This window comes from Hwanghaeella sp. LZ110 (assembly GCF_048892525.1).
Lineage (GTDB): Bacteria > Pseudomonadota > Alphaproteobacteria > UBA8366 > Aestuariispiraceae > Pacificispira.
This window is the reverse complement of record NZ_JBLZHT010000001.1, coordinates 1-12,083: the sequence shown is the minus strand read 5'-3', so window position 1 is coordinate 12,083 and position 12,083 is coordinate 1. Positions and strand designations below refer to the sequence as shown.

General features: G+C 51.7%; 11 protein-coding genes and 1 pseudogene. 3 read left to right on the top strand and 9 right to left on the bottom strand.

Features of this window, described 5'->3' with window-relative positions; all coding sequences use genetic code 11:
• Positions 1–28: 28 nt before the first annotated feature.
• The 6 genes from ACOSDM_RS00060 to ACOSDM_RS00035 all read right to left on the bottom strand — a co-directional run bounded on the left by ACOSDM_RS00060 (position 29) and on the right by ACOSDM_RS00035 (position 6,139).
• Positions 29–598: a VOC family protein gene (locus ACOSDM_RS00060; RefSeq protein WP_420722415.1), complete on the bottom strand. Its 570-nt coding sequence runs from the start codon at positions 596–598 to the stop codon at positions 29–31.
• 13 nt (positions 599–611) lie between these two features.
• A complete protein-coding gene (locus tag ACOSDM_RS00055) occupies positions 612–1,052 on the bottom strand; it encodes a hypothetical protein (protein WP_420722414.1) in 441 nt (146 codons plus the stop codon).
• Positions 1,039–2,271, bottom strand: a complete 1,233-nt coding sequence (locus tag ACOSDM_RS00050) for an aromatic ring-hydroxylating oxygenase subunit alpha (protein ID WP_420722413.1) — start codon at positions 2,269–2,271, stop codon at positions 1,039–1,041. The genes ACOSDM_RS00055 and ACOSDM_RS00050 overlap by 14 nt, the downstream gene beginning before the upstream one ends.
• Before the next feature lies 1 nt (position 2,272).
• A complete protein-coding gene (locus ACOSDM_RS00045; RefSeq protein WP_420722412.1) occupies positions 2,273–3,094 on the bottom strand; it encodes a peroxiredoxin family protein in 822 nt (273 codons plus the stop codon).
• A gap of 40 nt (positions 3,095–3,134) precedes the next feature.
• Positions 3,135–4,271 (bottom strand): acyl-CoA dehydrogenase family protein, encoded by a 1,137-nt coding sequence (locus ACOSDM_RS00040; RefSeq protein WP_420722411.1) that lies wholly within the window; start codon positions 4,269–4,271, stop codon positions 3,135–3,137.
• 269 nt (positions 4,272–4,540) lie between these two features.
• Positions 4,541–6,139: a rhodanese-like domain-containing protein gene (locus ACOSDM_RS00035; protein ID WP_420722410.1), complete on the bottom strand. Its 1,599-nt coding sequence runs from the start codon at positions 6,137–6,139 to the stop codon at positions 4,541–4,543.
• Positions 6,140–6,306: 167 nt separating this feature from the next.
• Between ACOSDM_RS00035 and ACOSDM_RS00030 the strand changes: the two genes are divergently transcribed.
• On the top strand, positions 6,307–7,098 hold the full coding sequence (locus ACOSDM_RS00030; RefSeq protein ID WP_420722409.1) for an IclR family transcriptional regulator domain-containing protein: 792 nt from the start codon (positions 6,307–6,309) through the stop codon (positions 7,096–7,098).
• A 20-nt stretch (positions 7,099–7,118) separates the two neighbouring features.
• Here the strand turns inward: ACOSDM_RS00030 and ACOSDM_RS00025 are convergent, their stop codons facing one another.
• Entirely contained in the window at positions 7,119–9,080 is a 1,962-nt protein-coding gene (locus ACOSDM_RS00025) for a TRAP transporter permease (protein ID WP_420722408.1), read from the bottom strand.
• Positions 9,081–9,112: 32 nt separating this feature from the next.
• Positions 9,113–10,054, bottom strand: a complete 942-nt coding sequence (locus tag ACOSDM_RS00020) for a TAXI family TRAP transporter solute-binding subunit (RefSeq protein WP_420722407.1) — start codon at positions 10,052–10,054, stop codon at positions 9,113–9,115.
• 559 nt (positions 10,055–10,613) lie between these two features.
• On the opposite strand from ACOSDM_RS00020, the gene ACOSDM_RS00015 reads away from it, so the two are divergent.
• Both ACOSDM_RS00015 and ACOSDM_RS00010 read left to right on the top strand, forming a co-directional pair.
• Positions 10,614–11,117, top strand: coding sequence for a flavin reductase family protein (locus tag ACOSDM_RS00015; protein WP_420722406.1), 504 nt, complete (start codon positions 10,614–10,616; stop codon positions 11,115–11,117).
• A 357-nt stretch (positions 11,118–11,474) separates the two neighbouring features.
• Positions 11,475–11,822: a hypothetical protein gene (locus ACOSDM_RS00010; protein WP_420722405.1), complete on the top strand. Its 348-nt coding sequence runs from the start codon at positions 11,475–11,477 to the stop codon at positions 11,820–11,822.
• A gap of 147 nt (positions 11,823–11,969) precedes the next feature.
• Here the strand turns inward: ACOSDM_RS00010 and ACOSDM_RS00005 are convergent.
• A pseudogene (locus ACOSDM_RS00005) lies at positions 11,970–12,083 on the bottom strand (IS5/IS1182 family transposase); the annotation flags it as partial.

Here is a 12,083-nt window from a genome sequence, read left to right as displayed (position 1 = left end):
ATCTCCTTAATATTTTTATAGCGGCTTATTAAGTCGCCCCAGATTGCTGCGCGGCACGACCTTTTTCAATTTTAGCGGCCAAACGAGCACGCCAGGATTCAATCGGTTCAAACGTTGGATCTGCCTGACACATTTGCAGCGTCGCCGTGCGAATTTCTTCAGCCGGAAGCGTCAAATCCAAAGGCTCTGCAACAGGTTGCGCGATGTACCAGGGCGCATCTGCAAACAATTCCAGGCGGTTCAGTTCCGGATCCCGGAAATACAGGGTCCAGGATGTCCCATGATTGATACAGCGGAAATCACTAACGCCCGACATGTCCTGCAGGCGACGGTAACACTCCTGCAACTCCTCCAGCGACCCGACACGAAAGGAAATCTGATTGACCACTTTATCGGTCAGCTCGCCGGTGCGCCCCGTGGCCAGGACAACCTGATGATGCTCCCTGGGATCGCTGCTCATGAAAACCAGCGTGCGCCCTGGAAGATCACCGCGGTCTGTCACAACCAGATTTAATGCCTCCTGATAAAAGCTGGCCATAAGATCAATGTCCCTGACAAAGAGGCCCATATGACTGAAACTTATTGTTGGCCCGACCATGATGGCATCCTCCCTAGATCGGCAGATAGACCGTATCTTGAATGACATCGCCATCCAGAATAACAGTGCAACGCCGGATCTTCATTTGGCCCTGATCGTCCTGCACCAAACGCATCTCGTAGCAACCACAATTGGAAGGACGCCCATCAAGCCAAAGGGTGAAGCCAGCAAGTATGGACCCTTCCTCCTTTCCTTCGACAATCCAAGCAATACTGTGCAGCATACGGCGCTTATCGCGGCTTTCGCCTGATTCAAACCGGGCCCGCAAACGTCGCAAATCCTCGCCAACCAACAACACATTGTTGCCGGTTTCATACTCAGTGCGACGCAAGACCGCATAAAAACCTTCAGGATGATACAGGTTCAACCAAGCCTGAAAATCGCGCTGGTCAAGAGCGCTGATATAACGATCCAACAACAAGCGCGCCCCAGCGATTTGATTAGTTTTCGGCATAGGCTTGCTCCATACTTGCATCAATGGTTTGGCCATCAGCAGGTTCGGCGATATCCCCCATGAATTCCCGCCACCCACTCCAGAAGGCGCGTACAGCATGGTCTTCAGTCGGCCCACCATTCGGACCTGGCGTTTCATGCCCACGGGAAATGATGATCTTGCCCCCAGCCTTGGCCTGAAGGCCTTTTTGGATCTGTGCGAAGACATGAATGTCGTCGACACCCGCACGCCCCCCTGGCCCCCAAGAATAATGGAACCGTTCCCCAATCAGCCTGATTCTTTCAGAATCAGCGGATTTTGGTGCCAGAACATAATTGATCACCCGCGTGCGATCGACCGCTTCAGGGATCATGATCCGCAACCCGGTTACATCCCAGACTGGATTGTATAGGGCGATTAACGAGGGGAAGACATTCAGATAAACCCGGCGGCTGCGCACCTTTTGGGTAACAAGAGTTCGCTTGTCATCATGTTGATCAAATGCACCATGCCGTCCCAATTCAACGGAGAAATGACTTCCTTCCTCGGACATGAACCCGCCAGAATCTTCCATGCCGAACACTTTTGCCCGTTGAACAAAGGCATAGTCATGCAGATACTCCGCGTGATAGTCGTCGACTGTGTTCTCCATCAACAGCTTCCAATTACCGTCATAGACGTAATCGTAGGTTCCTATGGTGGTCATGTCCTCGCCAAGATACAGCGCGACATCCTTAAGGTAGGGAAGCGCGTCTCCGATATAGCGATCAAGCGGTTGGGCGTCGGGGTCCAGGCTGGCAAACACCAAACCAAAAACCTCCCCCATGCGCGGAACCTGAACAAGGCCCAGGCGCGTCATATCTAAGGCCCCGCCATATGCCTCATAACGGGGAATGGATTTCAGATTCCCTTCGGTATCATATTGCCAATGATGATACGGACAGCGAATTTTCTGACAGTTCCCTTGTTTTTCCGTCAACAACATCGTCGCCTTGTGACGACAACTGTTAAAGAAGACCCGGATTTCTCCGTCTTCACCGCGAATGGCGATAACAGGCTGTCGGCCAATCAGGGCGGTGCGATAGTCACCGATCTCAGCCAGTTCGCTCGCCTGGGCGATAAAGACCCAGGACTTCTCAAAGATGCGCTCGACTTCCTGATCAAAAATCTCCGGATCGGTATAACAGGCACGATCCACAATATAGGGACCGGCATGAACCCGCTTACAGTTCGATGTCATTTCATCCTCCCGTCTTCTCAGAATCGATACCGGGAATTGCGCCCATTGCTATCTGGGGCAGCCCGATATCGTCCATCAGCCGCTTGATCCGTTTGTTACAATTCACATCGTACGGTTCACGTAACGGCCGGATACGTTCGCTGTAGCTTTTCTTAATGGTTGCATCGGTCTGCGCCCTGCGGTCCCACAGCACTTGATCCTCCAGCACTTGCGGTAGCTCAGAAGCATCCAACCAAGCGGATTTATATGTAACTATTCCAGCGCGATTGATCAGAAAGACCGGATTGTTGAAATGCGGATGAACAAAGGAGCGCTGGATAGTACCCTCCACATCGTCGATTACGATTGGAAATGTAATCCCTTCCTCTGCTTTCAGGCGGCGCGCGTTCTGCCGCTTGTCTTCCATTGTGGTATGCGGAACAATTTTTGAGCCGGGATGCCCTTCCCTTGTATAGAGATACAAGAACTCAACTGCTTCCCCATAGGTTTCATATAACCCAACCAGATTTGGGTCATTGATGCGGATATTTGTCACACAGGGCGGGCAAGCCAGGGAACCAAAGACAATCAGTACAGACTTATGATCACGATAATCTGATAGCCGCACCGACTGCCCATCCAGCACCTCTCCCTTAAAATCAGGCGCCACACTGCCCAATGGCGCGCGGGAGCGAAATGTTGCAATCAGGTCCGGCCAGTGATCACTCAGCGCGCCGCCCATCGGGTCTGTCTGCCACGCTTTAGACCACGAGCCTGGTTGTGACGAATTATAAACACCGTCTGGTTCACCCAGATCCTCGGCGCCAGGATTTTTTTGTGTCATGTTCCGCTCCCCGGTTTATAGATCCGTATTGTGTCGGATCTCAGGATTTATTCAGATCATACGGCAGGCCCAGTTCTGCCTGACCAACGATACCGGCACCAACATGATGGCGACGGTGCAGCGTGTGGACCTGCAGGTCACGCACCAGACGTTCCACCGGATATTTTCTGAAAAAACCCGAACTGCCGATTAACTGTCCGATTTCTGTAATGAACTGGTTCGCGGTTTCGACGGCCAACCATTTAGCCTGATTGCTGGCGATCAGGGCCTTTTCGCAATCGACAGGCAGGATAGACGCTGCATTGTAGAAAAGCAGACGCGCCGCATCGAGCCGTGCCTTCATTGTACCCAGCGCGGTTTGATAGACCTCGTTGTCTTTTTGACCCCGATCCCTCAGATAATCCCGCGTGAATTCATACAGGCCTTGTACGCCCCCAAGGTAGTTCGCAGTGAAGCCAAAATTGATCTTACCCAGCCAAAGATTCTTAAAAAACCCTTCCGAATCCGCCATGATGCAATCTTCTGGAACAATGACATCCTTAAAGGTCAACAACGGGCTGACGCAGGCGCGCATACCTGTCGGGTCCCAGACACTGGCATCAATTGTCAGACCGGGACTGTTCGTGTTTACGACCAGCGTCTCCATCAACTCACTGATCTCATTGCGGACATGCACTGTCATCCACGTGCTGTGAGTTGCGTTTGTCGCATAGTGCTTAACGCCTGTAACTTTTAGGCCACCGTCAACAGGGGTGGCAGTAGAAGAGTGTCGCCCACCGCCGGGTTCAGACCCCGCCCCGACAAAAAGATGGCCTTTTTCAATCGTTGGCTGAATGAAGCGTTTAACCTGCTCGTCTGAGCCATATTCCCGTAAGATTTGCATGGCATTACAGTGAACTTGAAAACAATGTGCCGTTGCGGGACTGATGGCGGCAAGACGTTCCACAATTAGAAAAAATGATAGCGGATCTGACCCATTGACGCCAAACCCAAGCCCCCCATCCTTTTCAGGCAGGGTGCACAATAAAAAGCCTGCCTGGCGTAGATCCTCAATATCCTGAACCGGAAATGCAGCGTCCCTGTCGTACTGGGACGCCCGATCTGCAATCCCATCGTGTGCGACGGCGTTAACGCGCTCCACCAGTTCCATATGTTTAGACGACAACCCCAGAACCATTGGTTCGTTTCCTTTCAAAATTCTTATTATTTCACTATGCGCACGTTCGTGCGTTATTTGCTAAAATAATCATGATCCTTGCCAGTGTCAATGTTGAAACCCGCAGCCCGTACTTCTTAAAACAATTCCCGAATGAACAACCTATTGAGACATCACATCTGGCACATCTGACGCGAACTCATGCTAACGCATGCAGCTCTATCTGAAACGCGATCGGCTGAAGGCTGAGGAAGACAAGACTGATTGATCGCTTTCCGACCCAGGATAAATCAATACGGCAATCGGAAGCGCAAACCAGGCTCCCCTTTCAGCTTAGGGATAAGGCCTGTTTCCCACTCAATGTATTCGGCCATCGCCGCTTTACCGCCGCCAAATTCTGAAGAGGGCGTATGCCAAAGATCCGTCGGCGGTTCCAAGGTTTCCTGGAACCCCTTGTCCAGTGCCATCCCGCTCAACTGCCAGCCCTGCGTCCCGCCGGAAAGCAGATGAACCTTCCGCGGCCAGACCGCCGCTACTTCCGGCAAAGCCCAGGCCGCCAGGACGCCATCTGGCGACGTCAGAACAATGTCTTTCTCCGGATCCAGCTTCGACAAAGCGTTCATCATCCTGGAGCGGATACAAAAATGTGCCCCCGCTATATGACCGTTGAGAAATTCAGGACTGGTCGCCAAGTCTAATAACCATACTGAACCATCATCCAATTGGGCGGCCAATTCAGAGGGAGACATCACCCTGTCTTGAGAAATAGCTGGTGCCGGTCCAATCGGACCTGTCGCCGGAGCGTGACAAACTTCATGTGGCGCATCGGTAAGAATATAGACCTCGTCCCAACCGGCCTTCGCCAACCAGGTCGCAGCCATAATCGCCCGCACCTTCTTATCATCAAAAACAACAATCCGGCTTTTCAGCGTGCCAACATAGCTGTCTGTGGCCTGAACAAGTTGCCCCGCAGGGGCCAGCACCGCCCCCTCTGGAGTCCCCGCCTGATACTCTTCGATGTCGCGAACATCGAACAGATAGGTAGTCCTATCGGCATCCTGGCCCAGACGAAGATACGTGTCCCATGATATAGAACGAACAGCCTCACGCTCAGCCCATGCCTGCGCCAAATCCTTGGCCTGGGCCTGACCAGCCTTTCCCGGCATGGAGACGACGTTGTCGCGTGCCCGATCCACCTCATATCCGGCTAATTGCCACCCCATGGTTCCATTCCGCAACGCCATGACTGGATTAGGTATCCCGCCATTGATCAGTGTCTGCGCCCCAAGAATGCTGCGCGTCCGGCCCGCGCAATTGACAACAACAACAGTCTCCCGCGACGGCAATATCTCCGGCAGGCGCAACAAAAGTTCCCCACCAGGACAATTCACGGCACCAGGAATGCTCATACGGCGAAACTCTAACTTTGGGCGACAATCAAAAATCTTCACGTTATCACTGGACTGAACCATTCGGGCCAGGGCATCCGGGTCAATATTTGGCGTATCATAATAATGCTCTACAATTTCACCGAAGGCCTTGCTAGGAACATATATACCGGAAAACGTCCGATACCCGGCGTCCGACCATGCCACCACACCACCGGCCAATTGGTACAGATTCGTGTATCCCATCTGGGAAAGAACGACTGCCGCTCGAACCACAAGACCACCATCCCCCTGGTCGCATAGGACGATACGTGTGGATTTCCGAGGAATTGCGCGCTCAACTATCAGTTCCAAACGGGACAGGGGCAGCGATGACGCAAACAGCAAATGACCCTGCGCATAATCACCCTGTTCCCGCACATCGATCAGCGCAATCTCTTCCAGATCCTCCAACCAATCCGCCAATTCATTTGGTGATACTGATGCGATCGCAGCCGTCATACTCACTCCCCTTTGAAATCATTTATCTGCGCCATTTCAGAACAGTCACCTTGCTCTGTCTGAATTGGCCTTTATTGAAAGAACCTCTTATAATCACACTGGAACATTCTAGGATTCACTCTATGATTTCACTAAGCGCCCAATAGTTCTTCAGGAGAATTTTTTTGATGGCAGCAGATGATGTCAAGAATGAAAGCAATCGATCTCATGTTCGTTCCCTTGCCCGCGGGCTGGATACATTGAAAGCCTTGGGCACTGTCACGGATGGCGCAACGCTTAGTGACATTGCCGCCATCGTCGACCTGGATCGCGCCACGACACGTCGGTTCCTGTTGACCCTGTGTGATCTGGGCTATGTGCGACAAAGCAAAAAGCGGTTTTACATGGCCCCAAAGGTCCTGGAACTTGGCTATGCCTATTTCTCTACAATGTCGAAATGGGACGCGATCCAACCAATTCTGAATGAATTCTGCGATCAGACTCTCGGCACAATTTCGATTGGTGTCCAAGACAGTGATGAGGTCATCTATGTTGCCCGAGCTCAAAGTCATCGCAGTGTTTATGCCATTAATGTGACTGTGGGGTCGCGCTTTCCTATTTATTCTTCATCAATCGGACGGATCATCCTTTCCGGCCGGTCAGATGAGGACTTGCGGCACTACCTCTCCACACTCGATTTGATCAAAAGGACCCCCCATACAGTTACGGATATCGATGACTTCATGGCGGGCATCGCTACAATTCGCGAACAAGGTTACAGTATCTCTGATCAGGAAACCGAACTTGGAGTCCGATCCATTGCGATTCCAATACACGGTCCGAATGGCACCGTGATCGCTGGCCTGAATTCCAGTGTTGCAACCACCTTTGCGACTGTTGAGGATCTGATCAGCAAGTTTCTGCCCTTGCTGCATGAGGCCGTCCAGCAGATTCAACCTGCCATGCAAATTGATAAATAGTCTCTGGGTCCCCTCCATAACTAATCCGATCCTTGTTTTCGACCCGAGATACTCCTGCGCCAGATCGCACGGTCTGACAGCATTATCAGCGCCAGGCAGACCCCAGCGACGACATTGATCCAATGTGCATAGACGGACGCATCGACTGGTAACAACAACCCCAATCCAACCAGTAAATAAAGCACCCGACGGAACGTCGATAATTTCTGCCCCAGATAGCCAACGACTACACCCGATATTACCCAAACCCCCAGACTTGCCGTGACCAGGGTTAAGGCAATCTCAAACACAGACCCCTGCAAAAGAAGAGAGGGTGAATACACAAAGAGGAATGGAATCAGATACGCGACCCAGCCAAACTGAACCGCGCGCCATCCGGTTTGCATCATCGGTGCACCTGCCACCGTGGCTGCGGCAAAGGCGGCAATGGCAACAGGCGGCGTAATCATGGACATCATTCCATAATAGAAGACGAACATATGCGCCGCCATTGGCGAGACACCCATTTCCACGATTGAGGGCGCCACCAAGGTTGCCAGCAGAATGTAAACCGCTGTTGTCGGTAACCCCATACCCAAAACAATGCAAAGAATTGCAGACAGAACCAACAGGACAAGAAGATTGCCATTGGCTAAATCAACCAATCCCAAGGTCAACCCGAACCCCAGACCCGTTATGTTTAGAACCCCCATGATGGCACCGGCGGCGCAACCGATCATCAGCAATTCCAATGAGGCTTTGCCCGTATTGGTCAGCGCGGTCACAACCTTACCTACCGTTAGCTTTGTATCTTTATAGCCAAAGAGAAAACCAACAGGCAGTGTTATCAACGCGGCATAAAGTGCCGCCGTTTCAGGCTGTAAGTGCCATACGAAAAGACCAACGATTATCACGACAAAAGGTAAGAGGAAGACAAACCCTCGTTTTAATGTCGGTATCAAGAGAGGAATCAGTTTCCGGTCAACCGCCGTAATACCATCCCGAATAGCCTGCAGATCGACCATGAAGAACAAAGCAACGTAATACAGAAATGCTGGAATTATCGCCGCAAGCACAACCTCTGAATAATCAACCTGCAAAAGCTCCGCCATCAGAAATGCTGCAACCCCCATCATGGGCGGCATCAGCTGACCTCCGGTTGATGCAACCGCTTCAATGGCGGCCGCAGATGACTTGCTGTACCCGCCTTTGCGCATCATTGGGATGGTAATGGATCCCGTTGCGATAACATTGGATACGGCGCTTCCAGATATCGACCCGAAAAGTGTTGAGGCGACAACGGCAATTTTGGAAGATCCCCCGCGGAACCGGCCCATAAGAGCGGTTGACCCTTCGGCAAAAAACCGCCCACCGCCGCTTGGTTCCAACAAAAACCCAAAGAAAATGAAGGCAATCACAATGGTGGTTGAAACATGTATCGGAATTCCAAAGATACCATTTGGATCCAGCGTGACGTACGGTATCAGGCGATCCAGCGCTACATCATCCCCTTGCAATCGTCCCGGAATAAAATGCCCGACCAACGCGAAAGCCAGAAACGCCAACAGGAAGATCAGAAGAACAGTGCCTGCAGTTCGGCGTAACCCTTCTGCCACACCAATCAAAAGGATGGTCGCCGCAATCAACGTGCCGGTAGTGGCGCCGCCGTAATTCATAATGAAAACGGGAAACTGGACCATGATGTAAAGAGAGGTCGCCCCCATCACAATCGCGATCAGAATATCATACCAGGGCACATACAGCCGTTTACGTATTCCCGTTGCAGGTATTATCAGGAAAAGTGCCGGCATGCCCAGGGCAAGCATGCCGGCATAGAATTGCTCATTCAGGAAAATCAAACCAACCCGTCGATACAAGTCACCGGCCCAGGCCAATGATGCCAGCGTAATCAAAATCAACAGTGGCTTCCCGACCCATCGCACGATCCAGGGACTGGTGTACGACCCGGCTTCGTCGGCATCTGTATTATGATCGTCCGTCATAAGCTATATGTATCCCAACCAATATACAGATTCTATTGACCGATCTCTGCATAGAACTTTAAAGCGCCGGGATGATAAGGAACGCCCAGATCCATGCGCATATTTTCTGGATCAAACTCCGCCATCGCAGGGTAAGCGGCAACAAGGCTTTCTTTATTCTCGTACAATGCCTTTGTCGCAGTATAAACAGCATCTTCATCAGCGGAAGCATTGGTGACCAACAGATATTTTGACGCGATGACATTGATGGGCTTGGAGAATCCGGGATAGGCGGAAGAGGGCTCTACCGTTTCAATAAAGACACCCGGCATGGACTCGCTGGCCGCCGCCTTTGCTTCATCGGTATCTGGGATGGTGAGGAAACGAATACCGACAGAAGCATCCGCCTCTCTCGTCTTACCAGATGACAGAGAAAAATGCGTGATATCCAGTCGACCCGCAACCAGATCATCAACGGCTTTTGCGCCGCCCGCGACGGGCACCAGTGTCAGATTAGCCTTATCAACGCCGGCGGCGGCAAGGCCTGCATCCTGCATCAATCCTGCGGCGCGCTGGCGACCAAACCCTTCTGCGATACGTTTGCCGGCAAAATCAGCCGTCGAGGTAATGTCGGAGTCCGCTCGAACCATAAAGGCGGTCCGAAGCGTGCGCAGCACCGCAACAACGCGCACATTTTCCTGTTTAACGCCCTTATATTCTTCACCACCGGCCCAGGCCTGGATTAACGGCGGACTGGTCGCGATACCAAAAACCATGGCGCCTGCATGCAGGCGCGACAGGATGATTTCTGAACCGCCTTCTGGCACCACGCGCAGATTCAAATCTGTCGCCTCGGAAATTGCCTTGGCAACCGCAGACCCTGTCAGAAAGGACGCAGACCCCTGTTGGGATGTTCCGATCGTCATGTTCTGAGCTTGTGCGGATGTTGCTGTCATAAATACGCCGGCGATTGCGGCGATAAGAAGTTTTTTCATTCTATCCTCCCACGGATCGTTTTTGGCCGGAACCCCCGGTCCATTGTCAGTTCTGCACCCCTTGCCGTCTTGTTGGGCTTTTTGCAGGTGAGATCGGTTTTCCTCTTGCGAGGAATGCGCCCCTGTTCGGGGTTCTTATCGTAAAACATAATTTGTGCGCTTAGCGCATTTTTGTGCATTATTTGTCACATAATTTCTATGGCCTGTCAATAAGCGAGTTTTGCTTGATCGCCTTTTTGAGCCTGCGACCCGGATGAATCCTAAGGGAGTAACGTCTTTTATAACGCCCCTCTACAGCATTCACTGTCCCCACGCTCATGCGGTCGCATGATGCGTATATCTGCCTCGCTCATGCGGTCGCATGATGCGTATGTCTGCCTCGCTCATGCGGTCGCATGATGCGTATGTCTGCCTCGCTCATGCGGTCGCATGATGCGTATGTCTGCCTCGCTCATGCGGTCGCATGATGTTTTGGCAACCCCATTGACATAATTTTTAGTTTTCGTTTACTCTACGCACAAACATGCGCATATCGCACAACTATTTTGAGGAACACTTTATGCGACAGAAGTTTCTGGATGGAATGAGCAGGGCAGCCACCTCCGTATGTGTCGTCACGACGGATGGACCGGCGGGCATAAACGGCATGACTGTCAGCGCGATGACATCTGTCTCCGCCGATTCTCTCAGCCCCTCCCTTCTTATTTGTTTGAACAAGGCGAGCCTGACGGCCGCTATGGTTATTCGTAACGGTGTGTTTTGTGTAAATCTATTGCGGGAGGACCAGTCAGTACTTTCCGACATCTTCTCAGGACGAACGCGGGCCCCATCCACCAATAAGTTTGACCAGATCGATTATCAACAGCTCAGCACCGGCAGCCCTGTAATAAACGGGGTTGTCGTTGCCTTTGACTGTCGCATCGCGCAAACCGTGGAATATGGCACGCATTGGATACTGATCGGCAATGTTCAGGATATCCAGCTAAGCCCAAATCAATCCCCGCTGATCTATGCGAATAGATGCTATAGCAAGACTGCCCCGATCACGCAGCCACACCACTAACCGAAAGAACCTACTTAATGGCTTTGTCAGATGAAACTTGAGGCACCGACGAGAACTGGATAGCCTCCGGGGAGCAGGTCACCTACCCTGATCTCATTGGACTGCGTCCAACGGCGAATGTCCTTGATGGCCTTGTCGGCACCCGTTTGTCTTGTTTGCGATTTCTGTCTCATCTTCATTCCCCTTCGGGTCATTACGATGAACCAGAAATCCTCTCTTGTGCAATTCCACTAATCTGTCCCATAGGCGCTGACGTCAAACAAGTACCCTTTCAAACCGATGGACCTTAATCACAGGCCCTCTGAAGAGATTGTATGGCTGTTCCATGAGCTCTTTCGTCTTAAATTGGCTCAGCCTATGAGCTCGTTCAAATCATTCTGGAAAACCTTGGAGCAGGAGAAGGAAAAAATTGGTTCCCTCGACCAAGGAAACGGAAAAATGGCGTTGGCCCGGATAGGGAAGCAAAAAAGAGCCAAGATTGTTCCTTGTGTTTCCGGCCCATTGAATGACGAAAATCAAATCATTGCCAGAACTGCACCAGTCCCTCGATTTGGTCCATTCTTCGAACCTATTAGTTTAGTTAAGAATTACACAGAAGAGCCGAAAACCGGCGTTGGCAGGAATAATCTTCGCATATTGAACAACAGGAAAGCGGAAGCGCGTGCCGCTATGAAACGTAACATCAAAGCTCAGTCCGATAGGTGAAGGTTCCTAAAAGCATCGCGCGCGAAGCCGCGCCTTTAATGTTCACACTACTAGGCCAACTGTCCAAGACGCGCCCCAAACCGGAAGTGAAAGACTCTCAGGCGATTTAAAGTCTTCTGACCCTGACCGGCCTCCTAGGCTCAGGACTCATAACCAATAAATGACCGTCGCGGCGATAGCGATTGTGCTGAGGAAAGCGTGAGCGCATCTGTCGTATCGCGTGGCGACGCGCCGCCAGTCCTTGAGGCGTCCAAATAGTCG